A 14,405-nucleotide genomic window follows, 5' to 3' on the forward strand; every position below is an offset into this window, starting at 1 on the left:
AAACGCTACACCGCACCATTCCGTGTTGGAAAGGTCCGGGGGTGCCCAATTCGACGGCAGCCTGCCGCTGTCAGTGCAAACCGCTTTGTTCTTGAACGGAAAAACATCAGGCAATTAGTTGATAAACATGAATATTATTAAACTTCGTGAGCGATATCTGAGATCCCCCGGTGACGTGGATAAAGTGGTCGGCGAAACCCTCGCGCGACTGGACGCGGCCGATGACGGCAACATCTGGATCTCGCGTGTGCCCGACGCGCAAGTCCTGGCGGCAGCGAAACGATTGGCCCCTCTGGACCCGGCGGACTTGCCGCTCTTCGGAATTCCATTCGCGGTGAAAGACAATATCGATGTCGCGGGAATGCCGACGACCGCCGGCTGTCCGGAATTTGCCTATACACCCGACACATCTTCACCGGTCGTCGAGCGCCTGATCGCCGCCGGCGCGATCCTGATGGGCAAGACCAACCTGGATCAGTTCGCGGCGGGCCTCGTTGGCACGCGTTCGCCATACGGGGCATGCAGCAATGCCTTCGACCCAGCCTATGTTTCCGGCGGGTCCAGTTCGGGCTCGGCCGTCGCGGTGGCGCGGGGGCTCGTGAGTTTCTCGTTGGGTACGGACACTGCCGGCTCGGGCCGGGTGCCGGCAGCATTCAACAACATCGTCGGCCTCAAACCCTCACGCGGCCTGTTGAGCGCACGGGGGGTGGTGCCGGCATGCCGGACGCTCGATTGTATATCGATCTTCGCCAACTGCGCCGCGGATGCGCAGACGGTCCTCGATGTGGCCGCGGGATTTGACGATCAGGACCCTTATTCACGCGACGAGGCAGAGTTTTCACGAGGTGCGCCGGTCGTTGTCGATGGTGCCCGGGTCGGGGTCCCGAGGGCCGAGAGCCTTGCGTTCTTTGGCGACGATGCCGCCGAGGCGTTGTTTGCTGCGGCCGTGGAGCGCGCGAAAAACCTGGGTGCGGAGATCGTCGAGGTCGATCTGGCGCCGTTCCTTGAAGCTGCGCGCCTGCTGTACGAAGGCCCTTGGGTGGCCGAGCGCTATGTGGGTATCCGAGAATTCTTCGATGCGCATTCGGATGTGGTGCACCCGGTGACGCGCGAAATCGTCGGGGGCGGGGCCAAACCGAGCGCCGCGGACGCCTTCGCGGCGGAATACCGGATGCAGGCATTGCGCCGTGTCGTCGAACCCATCTGGAAAAATATCGACGTCATGATGACGCCGACAGCGGGGACCATCTACACGATCGCAGAGCTCGAGGCGGACCCAATTCAGCTCAACTCGAACCTCGGCTACTACACCAACTACATGAATTTACTGGATTTGTGTGGCACGGCGGTGCCGGCCGGATTCCTCGACAACGGCTTGCCGTTCGGCGTCACGCTTGTCGCGCCGGCCTTCCGCGACCGCGCGATCCTGCCGTTGGCCCATGCCATGCACCGGGCCGCCGATACGGGTATGGGGGCGGCGCGAACGGCGTTGCCTGCCGAAGGGCCGATCTCCACGGATGTCGGCGAAGATATGATGCTGCTCGTCGCGTGTGGTGCCCACATGTCGGGTCTGCCGCTGAACCACCAACTGACCGAGCGCGATGCGGTGCTGTTGCGCACGACAAAGTCGTCATCGAATTACCGGTTCTATGCGCTCGAAGCGTTTGAACCGCCGCGCCCGGGCATGATCCGAACGGAGTCCGGCGGTGTCGCCATCGATGTGGAAGTCTGGGCGATTCCACAGGCAAATTTCGGCAGTTTCATGGCCGGAATTCCCGCGCCGCTCGGCATCGGTACCGTCGAACTCGAAGACGGATCTCTCGTGAAGGGCTTCATCTGCGAGGCCTATGCGGCAGAAGGGGCCCTGGACATCTCCGACCTCGGCAGCTGGCGCCGGTATTTGTCCAGCCGCTAACAGGCGTGAATCCCTAGATATCCTGGCGGAATTCCTGGGTCGCATCGAGGCGCTGGCGCAGATAGTCCGCGCCGGTGGTCGGCGGATATTTCGCCGATTGCCCGTCAGCGACACAGGACGGCAGGACGGTGACATCGGCGTCATCGTTCGGATCGAGGAAAAACGCGATCGAATATCTTTCCTGCTCGGGGATCAGAACCCTGTGCGGGGTCGAGACATACACATCGTTCGTCCAGCGCATCAGGCAATCTCCGATATTGCAGACGAACGCATTCTCGATATACGGCGCATCGATCCAGCGACCATCGCGCGCCCGGACCTGGAGACCGGCGACCCTGTCAGGCATCAGCAAGGTGATATTGCCATAGTCAGTGTGGGCGCCGGCGCCGATCTGTTCGGCGGATTTCGGGATCGAGTTGCCCGGATAGCGCAGCACACGAAGTGTGGCGAGAGGACTGTCGAGCTTGTCGTCGAAGAAGTCGTCGGTCAAGCCGAGGTCCCGGCAAATCGGGCGGTGAAGCTGGCATCCGAGCGCCCACACGGCGTCGAAGTATGCCAGCATCGTCTCTCTGAATCCCGGCAATGCAGGCCACTGGTTCAGTCCGCGAAACGGTTTTCCCGCCAGGACATCCGGGTGGTCCGGTGCCAGTTCGAGACCGATATTGTAGGTCTCCTTGAGATCCCCGGGCTTGTTTTCGTCCAGCTTTTCCCCCTCGAACGGCACATATCCGCGATTGTGCGGCGACTTCGCCATCGAGACATCCATTTTATCGTCCAGCGGCAGGGCGAAGAATGCTTTCGCAATGTCGAAGGTATGCCCAATGAGCGCGGGCTCGATGCCGTGGCCCGTGACATAGAAAAATCCGATACCACGGCATGCGGCGCCCAGTTCCGTCGCCAATGCATCGATGGCATCGGAATCGTCTCCGGCGAGGGCCGATACATCGATGATCGGAATTTCAGTCGTATCGGTCATTTGACATCGTAACCGCGGACCCGATCGACCGTGCTCGCGGCGGCATTGATGAGGAAGCTCAGATCCTGACCCGACAGCACGAAGCGGACGCCCATCGAGATATATTTTTCCTGAAGTTCAGGAACCGGCACACCGCCCATGCCCATCCATTTGCCGTGTTTCTTGCAGGCCGCCGCGACGGTTTTGTAGTTCGCCTCGATTTTTTCGTGGCCGACCTGGCCCGGGATACCCGATGCCGCGGCCAGATCGTTGGTCCCGATCAGGACGATATCGACGCCTTCGACGGCTGCAATTTCGTCGGCCTGCGCGATTGCAGCGGGCGTCTCCAGCATGACGATGACGAGCATGGCTTCGTTCATCGCCTTCATCGCCGACGTCATGTCCTTGTTGGCAAAGCCGAACTGGGGCAAGCCACCCACGACGCCGCGTGAACCTTCGGGGGCGTAATGCAGATGTTCGACGATCTCGCGGGCCTCATCCGGGCTTTCGCATTGCGGCATGATGATGCCCAGCGCGCCGCCATCCAAAGCGCGTGCGGCCATCGCCAACTCGCCGCGCGGCACACGCACCAGCGGCGCGATACCCGCGCTCAGAGCAGCGCATGAAATCTGGGCGGTCTGGTCGAGGCTCAGGGGACCGTGCTCCAGGTCGATGAACAGCCAATCCATGCCGGCGGTTTTCATCATGCTGGCGATGTCGGCGCTGCGCGCCAGGCGAACTCCCATGCCGATCGAGATATCGCCGGCTTCGAGACGTTCGCGTGCAGAGTTGCGTAAATTAGGCATGTTGGGAACCTTTCAAGGAGTTAAGTAAAGAAAACCGTCAGCTGACGCGGAGCGTATCGGCGCCGGGCTGATAGGTTGTGTTTCGTTGCTCGGGATTGCGATTGACCAGAGGGCGCCGATACAGCGGATGACGCAGACTGCGAACCTCATGCTCAACTTCGAAAACGGGTTTGCCGTTGTCTGGATCGACGATGTCCACGAAACGGTATTCATGCTGGTCGGTTTCCATCGTGATCAGCCCGCGTTCGCGCAGGCGCTGATAGGGACCGGAAAAGTCGGCGAAATATACCTGGATATGATGGCCGTCGTACTTGGCCTGACGTCCAGGTTTCTCCCGGAAAACAAGTTCCTGATCCGGGCCGGAGCACACGAACGCGGCCGGCGCACCGTCGAACTTTCCGGTGCGCGCGGGCGCGCCGATAATCTCCGCATAGAATCTCTTGATCGGGTCCGCAGTGCCTTTCGGCACATCGAAACAGACATACGGAATGCCATGCCGCATTTTCCCGAAGCGTTTGCCGGCCGGATAACAGCGGAACTGGTTGCCCCACGGGCAGGTGGCATCAATCCGTCCCCGCTCGCGCTTGAATTTGAACTTGGTTCCCTTGAGAGCTTTGCGCTGGTTCTCAAGCCGGCCGGCGAGACGGTCGAAGTCGTTGATCACAAGGGCCGTGTGCCCGCGCAACACCTGCGTCCCGCGTGTGGGCAGGTGAAATTGTTCGCGCCCGATATTGACCCACATGAGATCGGTGCCGGTCATCAGGTAGGGGTCGCGGGTCAGGCCAAGGCCGCTCACGTAGAATGATGTCGCCAGCGTTTGATCGGGCACGAGCAGGTTGACATGTTCGAGGCTGGCAATATTGCCGACATCTTCTGTCGTGCGGTCGTACATCACTGTCTTGGTCAAGATTCTAATCCTCGAAAATGGCAACGGCGCGAATGGGGCTTGCCGTACCGCCCTTGATTTTTAACGGAAATCCCGCGAACCGGAAACGTCCTTTGCCGACCAGCTGATCCAGGTTCATCAGGCATTCCATATGGGTGATGCCGCGTTCGGCACAGGCCAGATGCGCCAGGTAGTTCGGCTCGCCTTCGGGGGCGGGGCTGACCGTCTCGACACCGAACATCTTGATCTTCCGGTCCGCGAGCCAATGCACCGCCGGAACCGACAGGCCGGGAAAATTATGGACATAGTCCGGCGACCCGAAAAGCCGGTTGTGGATGCCCATATGGATCATCACCGTGTCGCCGGGTTTGATCACTTCGCCCGATGCTGCCAGTGCGGCTTCCATGTCCTCGACGCTTGCCTCGTAATTGTTCGGAACATCACCAAAATCCAGGCAGATAGCTTCGGTATAGAAATCCTCCAGGGGGACTTCATCGATGGACGGTGCGCCGGGCGCCGGATTGAAATGCACCGGCGCGTCCACATGCGTGCAGGAATGGTCGCTCATGGTGATCGACAGGGATTTCGACGTGAATTCGGTGTTGCCGGCGCGTTTGATCTCCGAATGGTCATTCCAGACCGTGATGATCACCGGCGGATGATTTGGATGGGCCGGCGCGCGATGGTGAATCTCACGGCTCAGGTCGATGATGTGCATGGCTGGTTCCCCCTGACGTGACCGCCCGGCATCGAACGGTCATGCTTGTCACACGATTATGACACTTCCAACGCTCGTTCCTAAACAGAAGCGGCGGGCAGGGGCGTTTTCCCTAGAATCATATCGGCGGCCTTCTCCGCGATCATGATCGTCGCGGCATTCGTGTTGGCGGAGTGCGACGTCGGGATGACCGATGCGTCGATGACGCGCAGCCCGTCGATGCCGTGAACCTTGAGTTCGTCTGAGACCACAGCGGCGGGATCATGGGGCGGGCCCATTTTGCATGTTCCCATAAGGTGAAAGATCGTGGTGCCGCGCTGACGGGCGAAGTCGAGAAGCTCGTCATCGCTTTGTGCCGCGTCGCCGGGCGATGTCTCGTGCACATACCATTGCGCCAGTTCGGGGGTCCGGAGCATGCGGCGTGCCAAGCGCATGCCGTCGAGCAGGAGACGCCGGTCCGCCTCGGCATCCAGATAGTTCGGTTGGATCAGCGGCTTGTCGCGGGTGTCGGCACTTTGCGCGCGCACATGGCCGCGGCTTTCCGGGCGCATGGGCCACACCCCGGCTGTCATGCCGGGGAAATCATCGAGCTCATAGACCGCCGTTTCCTTGTAGCTGGCGGGTGCGAAGATGACCTGCAGATCGGGCTGATCCAGTGCCGGGCGGGATTTGCACAGCGCCAGCGCAATGCCGGGCGACTGGGCAAGAACCCCCTTGCGGAGCAGGCCGTATTTGATGGCTTCGACCGCGAGCGACAGGCCACGAGTACTTTCATTGATGGTTTTTACACCCTGCAACTGTGCGGCAATGCGGACGCCGAAGTGATCGGACAGGTTTTCGCCCACGCCCGCCAGCGCACGAACCGGGGCGACGCCGATACGCTGCAAAAGCTCTGCGGGACCCACGCCGGAGACCTGCAGAATCTGCGGCGACGCGATCGCACCTGCGGCCAGGAGTATTTCGCGGTTCGCGCGCATCTCATGATCTTGATCTGCCCGGCGGTACCGGACGGCGGAGGCTCTTCGGCCCTCGAAGAGTATTTCGCGGACTTGTGCATGCGTCACGACGGTCAGGTTTGCTCGGCTGCGTGCAGGTTTCAGAAATGCACGCGCGGCACTCACCCGGCGCCCGTTCAAAATCGTGCGCTGGAAGTATCCGACGCCCTCCTGAACCGCGCCGTTGTAATCGAGCCCACGCGGGATGCCGAGATTGACCACACCCTCGATGAACGCATCCGACACGGGGTCACGTCGGTCCACATCGGTGACTGCGAGTTCGCCGTCACGGCCACGGTATGTGTCGTCGCCTTCGCCGATGCGCCGTTCGCTGCGTTTGAAATAAGGCAGCACATCGGCAAAGCCCCAACCGCGATTACCCAACTGTGCCCAGGTATCGAAATCCATCCGCTGGCCACGGTTGTAGATATGGCCGTTGATTGAGCTGGAGCCGCCCAGGGCCTTGCCACGGGGGGTGACGATGGCGCGCCCGGCGGTACCCGTACTCGGTTCGGTTTCATACAACCAGTTCAGCCGCGGGTTCGAGAGCGTCTTGATAAACCCGGCAGGCATGTGAATGAAGGGATTGCGATCCGGCCCTCCCGCTTCGAGCAGGCAGATGCTGGCACCGGACGCCGACAGCCTGTTGGCCAGGACCGAGCCGGCGGAACCGGCACCAATGATGATGTAGTCGAAATCCTGACGCATTTCTCAATCCCTGTCGCGAGATGGGCGAAACAGCCTACCGGCCTCGCCCAAGATCTTCGATAATCTTGGAGGTGACCAGCCTGGAAATTCGATGGTCGGCATGCGTTTCGTCAATCAAGATGCGGAAATCGCCGCCCTTCGGTGTGTTCGACACGGCGTCGCGGACAATGTCCGCGTAGAGTTGGCTCCGCACACCGTTGAAGCAGCATCGATCATAGCGGTTGAATATTTGCGTCTGACGGCGACCGTCTCCCGACGCACCGAGGACGAACATTTCCAGATGGTTCGCGATCTCAAGGAGCGGCGCGTATGAAGGTGGGCCGTCGGGCATGATCTCTTGTCCCCGACGCATGTAGTTGGGGTAAACGCCCGAGATCACGTAACTGCGCTCGATATCCGAATCGAGCGCGGCCATCAGCATCGCGAAGAACCCGCCCATGGAAAAACCGACGACGTCGACGGATGCGTAACGCGCCCGACCTCGTGCATAGTTCAGGGCACCGAGTATGGGGCGAAGGTGATAGCGCAGTGGCCTGTCAAAATGGGACATCTCATGGAAGATGTTCGATTTCCGGTTCTGCCGGGCATGGGCCAGGATTCCATCCTGATCGGAATCGACGAATGCCAGCGTTCCCCCATGCCCCAGTGCATTCAACGCAATGACGTCAAAACCCGCATCGAGCATCCCGGAAAGAAAATGGGAGACATGATCGATCGGGTCCCCAAACCCGTGGTGATAGACCACCAGCCGCCCGTTGCCATTTGCCGCGCGGACAAAATAGGGGTTCGACGTCAGAGCCAGCCCTAGATCGAAATGCAGGCGGGTGACCGCCGTGCCCGCCGGCAGTTCGCCGAGCACACCGTCATCGCCGATTGTTACGTCGTCGGGCGCCTCGACAACCGGCGTGCCATTGCCACCCCAAATCATCCGCATCAATCGTGCGCGGGTGACATCCGGGGTGCCGACAGTTTCCGGATCGATCATGGCGGCCGCGTCGATCCGTTTCAGGGCGGGATCTATTCTTTCATAGAGGAAGGGATCGGGCGCCTTCAGACGACGATAGACAACACGGGTCGGGTCATAATGGTGGATCGCCACTTCGACCGCGCCGGCCAGCAAGCCGATGGCGAGGATGGTCAGGCCCAATCTGCGCCAGGTCTTTTTCGATCCGAATGCTTGTGGCACGAACGGCACGATATTCTTCTCGGGCAGTGACGCGCCTCGTTCGAATTATTCTCGGCTGTGGTGCAGGGTGCATCGCGAGAATGGAACGGGGCTCAACAGAATCTGCAGAGTCTCGATCTCGTCCGGCAGATACGAAGAACGTAGCATTCCGATTTTCGAAAATGAAACAGGCAGCCGCGACCGGACGAATAGGCTGCTCGGTGGAGGAATCAACGAACCCGAAGCGGGGAAAATGGAGGCCCGGGCCGGAATCGAACCGACGTACAAGGATTTGCAGTCCTCTGCATAACCACTCTGCCACCGGGCCGGTCCGAGAGCGCAATTCAGCGACGGCGCTTCATATCCCAGAATTGCGCATGGATTGGAAGGCCCCAACCGAATATCTGTGGTGGGGTTTGTACGATTGTTTTGCGGCGGACCGGTATTTATAAGTTTCAGGGCCTCAGATGAATGACGAGAACGGGTCTTCCGACGATGAGTGATTTCGAAACAGCACGCCGCAACATGGTGGATGGTCAGCTCCGTCCCACCAAGGTCACGGACATCCGCATTCTCGATGCGATGGGTGCGCTGCCGAGGGAGATGTTCGTGGACAAGTCGCATCAGGGCATTGCCTATGTCGATGAAGATATCGAGATCGCACCGGGCCGCCACATGATGGAACCGGTGGTCCTGGCGCGGCTCGTGCAGGCACTCGATATCCGCGCGACGGATTCGGTGCTCGTGATCGGTGCCGGGACGGGGTACGACACGGCACTGATCGGAATGCTGGCCGGACCCGTGGTCGCTGTGGAGTCCGATCCGGAGCTTGTCGAGACCGCCTCGATGCTGATCAACCATCTCGGGATCGATAATGTGGCCGTCGTCGAAGCGCCACTGGCCGAGGGCTATGCCGCGCAGGCGCCGTATGATCTGGTGTTTGTGGGCGGTTCAATACCGGAAGTGCCGGCGATGATCGCCGAGCAGGTCGCACCCGGCGGGCGTGTTGTCGCGGTTATCGGTGGGGCCGAAAATGGTCTTCTGGGGCGCGCCTGTGTCATGACCCGGATTGATCAGGGTCTTTCGGGGCGTCCTATTTTCGATGCCGGGACCCGTCCGCTCCCGGGCTTCGAGGCCGCTGCGGAATTTGTATTCTAAGTTTGCATTTGGGCGGGCGCTCGGGCACCTTGCCGTTGCATTTTACGCATGTGTGCCAACATGTTGGCGACACCGGACTCTAACATTCGAGAAGAGTTTTCAGGCATGAACCTAAGGTATGGATTGAGCGCCGTCGCGGTACTGGCCTTTCTGGGCGTCGGCGTAACCTCCGCCGACGCGGAAAACCTGCGTGAGGCGCTGGCACAGACCTACGAAACCAATCCCGACCTCGCCTCGGAGCGGGCGGGGCTGCGCGCGACCGACGAAAGTGTGCCACAGGCGCTGTCGAACTGGCGCCCGGAAGTCGAAATCGATTCCTCATACGGGCTGCGCAAGCGCGATCGCGATTTCAACAGCGCGGCGCCCGACCTCGAGAATACGGATCAGGTCCAGTCGATCTCCCTGGGCATTTCGCAAAATCTGTTTCGCGGGTTCCGGACCCTCGCCGAATCCGATTCGGCGCGAAATCGCGTGGCGGCCGGGCGCGCGGGGCTGATCGACACCGAGCAGACAATCCTGCTCGAGGCCGTCACCGCCTATATCAATGTCGTCCGGGACCGGGTGATACTGTCGTTGCGTGAAAACAACGTGCGCGTGCTCGAGCAGGAACGCCAGGCGACGGCAGACCGTTTCGAGGTGGGTGAGTTGACCCGCACGGATGTTGCGCAAGCGGACAGCCGGCTGGCGGATGCCGTCTCTCAGCGCACGCAGGCCCGTGGCGACCTGAACTCTTCGAACGCCGACTATGTCGAAGTCATCGGAACGGTGCCGGGAGATCTCGTGCGCCCGGCATTGCCCGCCGGCCTGCCGTCTTCCGAGGAAGACGCGGTTCAGCAGGCAAAGACGAACAATCCGGCGGTCGTCGCCCAGGACTTCAACGAACGTGCCGACAGGGACCGGGTTGACCTGGTGGCGGGCGAGCTGCTGCCGACACTGTCCCTGGATGGCGAACTCGAGAAGAACAAGGATGTGCTCGGGTCGGACACGGTTACGACTGAACAATCGGTGACCTTGAACCTGACCGTGCCGCTGTATCAGGCCGGGGATGTTTACTCGCGTGTTCGCGAGGCCAAGCAGTCTGCGAACCAATCGCTTCTGGCGCTGGCCGAGGAAGAACGACAGGCACAGGAAGCCGCGCGCCAGAGCTGGGCAGATCTGACCTCGGCATCGTCGCGAATCGTTTCCGGGGAGGCGGAAGTCGCGGCCCAGGAAATCGCCTTCGAGGGAGTTCAGCAGGAAGCCCAGGTCGGCTCCCGGACCGTTCTCGATGTGCTGGATGCGGAGCAGGAACTTCTCGATTCGCGCGTGGATCTCGTCGTCGCACAGCGTGATGAGATTGTCGCGGCGTATCGACTGCTTCAGGCGATAGGTCGGTTGACGGCCGAAGATCTGGATTTGCCCGTTGCGATTTACGACCCGAACCGGAATTTCCGGGATGTCGAGGACAGGCTCTTCGGGTCCGATATCGCGGACGAGGACTGATAATCCAGTCTCAACACGCAATAGCACCACGATGGCTGCGTTTTGACTGGCCCGGACTCGCCCGGGTTTCTAGTGTGCGTTTAGTTGTCATTAACCAATTTCTGCGGTCATAGGCGACCATGAGCGATACAAACGCCGATCAGCAAGAACCGTCGATGGAGGAAATCCTCGCGTCGATCCGTCGAATTATTTCGGAGGATGGCGAAGAGGAAGGTGATGGAGACGTCACCGTTGCCGATTCCGACGATGAAGCGCCGCCTGTCGAGGCGGTAAACGACGACTCCGACGAGGCCGAGGAAATGCCAGAGGACGATATCGATGACGACATCCTCGAGCTGACCGATGTGATCGACGACGGGGAGGCCGCGGAGCCCGAGCCTGAGCCGGAACCCGCGCCGGAGCCAGAACCGGAACCCGAGCCGGAACCCGAACCGGTTGAAGAAATCCTTGTCGCGGACGACAAAATTGTCTCCGACGAGGTCGAGGAGGTCAGCGCGGCGTCCATGTCCGGCCTGACCGCAGCGCTCGCCGCAAATGCGGCCATCGGCGACGGCAACCAAACGCTCGAGCAGCTGGTGAAGGATGTCTTGCGACCGGTCCTGAAGCAGTGGCTCGACGACAATTTGCCCGAGATCGTCGACCGTATCGTCCAGGAAGAAGTTGAGCGTATCGCCAAGCGCGCCAAGTAAGGCTGGCTCCGTTCAGATTTGATTTGTTGTCGTTGGCTGCCCGAAGGGTCTAGCCGCGACGCGTCGGCTTCGCTAAACACCCATCGCTGAACAACAGTGCGGATCGCGCCGTTGCGATCAGCTGCGATCATCCGCGACCGATGCAAAGCCAAGTGACCATGACGAATCTCGAGAAGACATACGCGCCCGCCGAAATTGAGTCGCGTCTCTATGATCAGTGGGAGGCCGCCGGTGCCTTCGCCTGCGGTCGCACGGAGAATGCGACCTACACGATCGTCATACCGCCGCCCAATGTGACGGGCAGCCTGCATATGGGCCATGCCCTCAACAACACGTTACAGGACTTGCTGGTCCGCTGGCGGCGCATGCAGGGCTACGACACGCTGTGGCAACCGGGAACGGACCATGCCGGCATCGCGACCCAGATGCTGGTCGAGCGCCAGCTCGCCGAAGATGGCATCCGGCTCGACCGGGGCCGCGCGCTGGAAGACGCAAACGAAGATCTGATCGGGCGCGAGGAATTCCTCGAAAAGGTCTGGGCGTGGAAGGAAGAGTCCGGCGGCACGATCATCAACCAGCTCATGCGGCTGGGCGCCTCATGCGATTGGTCGCGCGAGCGCTTCACCATGGACGAGGGCCTTTCGAAGGCCGTCCTCAAGGTCTTCGTTGAACTGCACAGCCAGGGGTTGATCTTCAAGGACAAGCGCCTTGTGAACTGGGACCCGAAGCTGCACACAGCCATCTCGGATCTCGAAGTCGTGCAGAAAGAGGTGGACAGCCATCTCTGGTATTTCCGTTATCCGATCGAGGGCGAACCCGACCGTTTCGTGACGGTTGCAACGACGCGTCCGGAAACCATGCTGGGCGATACAGGCGTTGCGGTGCATCCGGACGATGAGCGCTTCCAGGACATCATCGGCAAGAATGCGATCCTGCCGATCGCCGGTCGCAAGATCAAAATCGTCGCCGACAGCTATGCGGACCCGGAGCAGGGCTCGGGCGCAGTGAAAATCACGCCGGCCCATGACTTCAACGATTTCGAGGTCGGCCGCCGCTCCGGGTTGGGCATGATCAATGTGTTCGATGCCTCGGCCATGGTTGCCATCGACACCGACGAGTTCCGCACGGATACAGAAGACTCGGACTGGGGCGATCCGGATGCCGCAATTACCGCCTATAACGGGCTCGATCGGTTCGAGGCGCGCGAGAAGATCGTCGCCGAGATGGAAACACGCGGACTGGTCGCCGAGATCGAGGCGAACCGGCACATGGTGCCGTTTGGTGATCGCTCCGATGTGGTGATCGAGCCCTGGCTGACAGACCAATGGTATGTGGATGCGGAGACTCTCGCAAAGCCGGCCATCGCCGCGGTGGAGAAGGGCGACACGAAGTTTGTGCCGGAGAACTGGTCGAAGACCTATTTCGAGTGGTTGCGAAACATTCAGCCCTGGTGCATCTCGCGCCAGCTCTGGTGGGGCCACCAGATTCCCGCATGGTACGGCCCCGATGACGAAATCTTCGTTGCCGAAAGCGAGGAAGCCGCAATGGCTGCCGCCGAGGCCCATTACGGCAAGGCAGTTCTGCTCACCCGCGACCCGGACGTGCTCGATACCTGGTTCTCGTCGGCGCTCTGGCCGTTCTCCACCATGGGATGGCCCGATGAGACCCCCGAGGTTGCGCGTTATTATCCGACCAGCGTCCTGATCACGGGCTTCGACATCATCTTCTTCTGGGTCGCCCGGATGATGATGTTCGGTCTGCATTTCATGGATGAGGTTCCGTTCGCCGACGTCTATATCCACGCGCTTGTCCGCGACGAGAAGGGTGCGAAGATGTCCAAGTCCAAGGGCAACGTCATGGACCCGCTCGAGGTGATCGACGAGTTCGGGGCGGACGCGCTGCGCTTCACGCTCACGTCGATGGCGGCCATGGGCCGCGACATCAAGCTGGCCAACAACCGGGTTCAGGGCTACCGGAATTTCGGCACCAAGCTCTGGAACGCCGCGCGATTCTGTCAGATGAACGAGTGCGCCGCACCGGGCCCGGACTTCGACCCGGCCAATGTCGAACTGACGCTCAACAAATGGATCACCAGCGGGGTGGCAGAAACGACGGCCGCGGTAACCCAGGCACTCGAGGAGTATCGCTTCGATCAGGCAGCCGGCGCGATCTACCAGTTCACCTGGCACACCTTCTGCGACTGGTATGTCGAGTTCGCCAAGCCAGTCTTCCAGGGTGACGACGAAGCGGCGAAGGCCGAGACCCGTGCGGTGGCCGGATGGACACTGCAGCAGATCCTGCGAATTCTGCACCCGTTCATGCCGTTCATCACCGAGGAGTTGTGGCAGCATTTCGGCGATGATGAAGGCATGCTGATCCACGCCGCATGGCCAGCCAACGACATCGCGCCGGTGGACGCCGATGCCAAGGCCGAGCTCGACTGGGTGGTGCAATTCATCACCGAAGTACGCGCGGTGCGCAACGAAGTGAATGTGCCGGGCGGCGCGAAAATTCCGGCGATCCTGCGCGATGCTTCCGAAGAGACGCTGGCGCGCCTGGGGCGCAACCGCGATCAGATTCTGCGGCTCGCGCGTCTGGAGGATGTCGCGGTCGGCGCGGACCTGCCCGAGGGTGCGGTCCAGATCGTGCTCAACGAGGCGACGCTGGCGTTGCCGCTGGCCGACATCATCGATTTGGGGGCCGAGCGCGCCCGGCTGGCGAGGGAGATCGCCAAGCAGGACAAGGAGATTTCAGGCATCGACAAGAAGCTGGCGAACGAGAAGTTCCTCGCCAATGCACCGGAAGCGGTGGTCGCCGAACAGCATGAGCGCCGCGCCGATGCGGCCGACGCAAAATCCAAGCTCAAAGGCGCTCTCGAACGTTTGAGTGGTGCCTGATACGATCGGATTTTGGTCACTTCACCGGAGC

Annotated in this window: 11 protein-coding genes and 1 tRNA gene; 5 read left to right on the plus strand and 7 right to left on the minus strand. The window is 60.9% G+C overall.

The features are described 5' to 3' along the window. Positions 1-127: 127 nt before the first annotated feature. Complete coding sequence (atzF, locus tag ABJ363_16205; GenBank protein MEP4380533.1) at positions 128-1,915, plus strand: allophanate hydrolase; 1,788 nt, start codon at positions 128-130, stop codon at positions 1,913-1,915. Between the two features lie 13 nt (positions 1,916-1,928). Here the strand turns inward: atzF and ABJ363_16210 are convergent, their stop codons facing one another. From ABJ363_16210 to ABJ363_16240, 7 genes are all read right to left on the minus strand, one after another. Next, positions 1,929-2,891, minus strand: a complete 963-nt coding sequence (locus ABJ363_16210; protein MEP4380534.1) for a 2-oxoglutarate and iron-dependent oxygenase domain-containing protein — start codon at positions 2,889-2,891, stop codon at positions 1,929-1,931. Beyond that, entirely contained in the window at positions 2,888-3,676 is a 789-nt protein-coding gene (locus ABJ363_16215) for an aldolase/citrate lyase family protein (GenBank protein ID MEP4380535.1), read from the minus strand. The genes ABJ363_16210 and ABJ363_16215 overlap by 4 nt, the downstream gene beginning before the upstream one ends. A 37-nt stretch (positions 3,677-3,713) precedes the next feature. Next, positions 3,714-4,583, minus strand: a complete 870-nt coding sequence (locus tag ABJ363_16220) for a hypothetical protein (GenBank protein MEP4380536.1) — start codon at positions 4,581-4,583, stop codon at positions 3,714-3,716. 4 nt (positions 4,584-4,587) lie between these two features. Beyond that, positions 4,588-5,280 (minus strand): cyclase family protein, encoded by a 693-nt coding sequence (locus ABJ363_16225; GenBank protein ID MEP4380537.1) that lies wholly within the window; start codon positions 5,278-5,280, stop codon positions 4,588-4,590. 80 nt (positions 5,281-5,360) lie between these two features. Beyond that, positions 5,361-6,983, minus strand: coding sequence for a GMC family oxidoreductase N-terminal domain-containing protein (locus ABJ363_16230; protein ID MEP4380538.1), 1,623 nt, complete (start codon positions 6,981-6,983; stop codon positions 5,361-5,363). Positions 6,984-7,017: 34 nt separating this feature from the next. Next, positions 7,018-8,178, minus strand: a complete 1,161-nt coding sequence (locus ABJ363_16235) for an alpha/beta fold hydrolase (GenBank protein ID MEP4380539.1) — start codon at positions 8,176-8,178, stop codon at positions 7,018-7,020. Positions 8,179-8,402: 224 nt separating this feature from the next. Further along, positions 8,403-8,476: transfer RNA gene (locus ABJ363_16240), tRNA-Cys, on the minus strand. A 167-nt stretch (positions 8,477-8,643) separates the two neighbouring features. Here ABJ363_16240 and ABJ363_16245 point away from each other — a divergent pair. The 4 genes from ABJ363_16245 (at position 8,644) to ABJ363_16260 (ending at position 14,374) form a co-directional block, all read left to right on the plus strand. Then, entirely contained in the window at positions 8,644-9,306 is a 663-nt protein-coding gene (locus ABJ363_16245) for a protein-L-isoaspartate O-methyltransferase (GenBank protein ID MEP4380540.1), read from the plus strand. 105 nt (positions 9,307-9,411) lie between these two features. Further along, a complete protein-coding gene (locus ABJ363_16250) occupies positions 9,412-10,788 on the plus strand; it encodes a TolC family outer membrane protein (protein ID MEP4380541.1) in 1,377 nt (458 codons plus the stop codon). 119 nt (positions 10,789-10,907) lie between these two features. After that, entirely contained in the window at positions 10,908-11,477 is a 570-nt protein-coding gene (locus ABJ363_16255; GenBank protein MEP4380542.1) for a DUF2497 domain-containing protein, read from the plus strand. A gap of 158 nt (positions 11,478-11,635) precedes the next feature. Beyond that, positions 11,636-14,374, plus strand: a complete 2,739-nt coding sequence (locus tag ABJ363_16260) for a valine--tRNA ligase (protein ID MEP4380543.1) — start codon at positions 11,636-11,638, stop codon at positions 14,372-14,374. The last annotated feature ends 31 nt before the right edge of the window (positions 14,375-14,405 follow it).

Source organism: Alphaproteobacteria bacterium, from assembly GCA_039980135.1.
Taxonomy (GTDB): domain Bacteria; phylum Pseudomonadota; class Alphaproteobacteria; order UBA6615; family UBA6615; genus UBA8079.

Coding starts and splice junctions, on each gene's coding strand:
- ABJ363_16250 (MEP4380541.1), top strand. CDS start 9,412: ATGAACCTAAGGTATGGATTGAGCGCCGTCGCGGTACTGGCCTTTCTG.
- ABJ363_16255 (MEP4380542.1), top strand. CDS start 10,908: ATGAGCGATACAAACGCCGATCAGCAAGAACCGTCGATGGAGGAAATC.
- ABJ363_16230 (MEP4380538.1), bottom strand. CDS start 6,983: ATGCGTCAGGATTTCGACTACATCATCATTGGTGCCGGTTCCGCCGGC.
- ABJ363_16225 (MEP4380537.1), bottom strand. CDS start 5,280: ATGCACATCATCGACCTGAGCCGTGAGATTCACCATCGCGCGCCGGCC.
- ABJ363_16215 (MEP4380535.1), bottom strand. CDS start 3,676: ATGCCTAATTTACGCAACTCTGCACGCGAACGTCTCGAAGCCGGCGAT.
- ABJ363_16245 (MEP4380540.1), top strand. CDS start 8,644: ATGAGTGATTTCGAAACAGCACGCCGCAACATGGTGGATGGTCAGCTC.
- atzF (MEP4380533.1), top strand. CDS start 128: ATGAATATTATTAAACTTCGTGAGCGATATCTGAGATCCCCCGGTGAC.
- ABJ363_16210 (MEP4380534.1), bottom strand. CDS start 2,891: ATGACCGATACGACTGAAATTCCGATCATCGATGTATCGGCCCTCGCC.
- ABJ363_16260 (MEP4380543.1), top strand. CDS start 11,636: ATGACGAATCTCGAGAAGACATACGCGCCCGCCGAAATTGAGTCGCGT.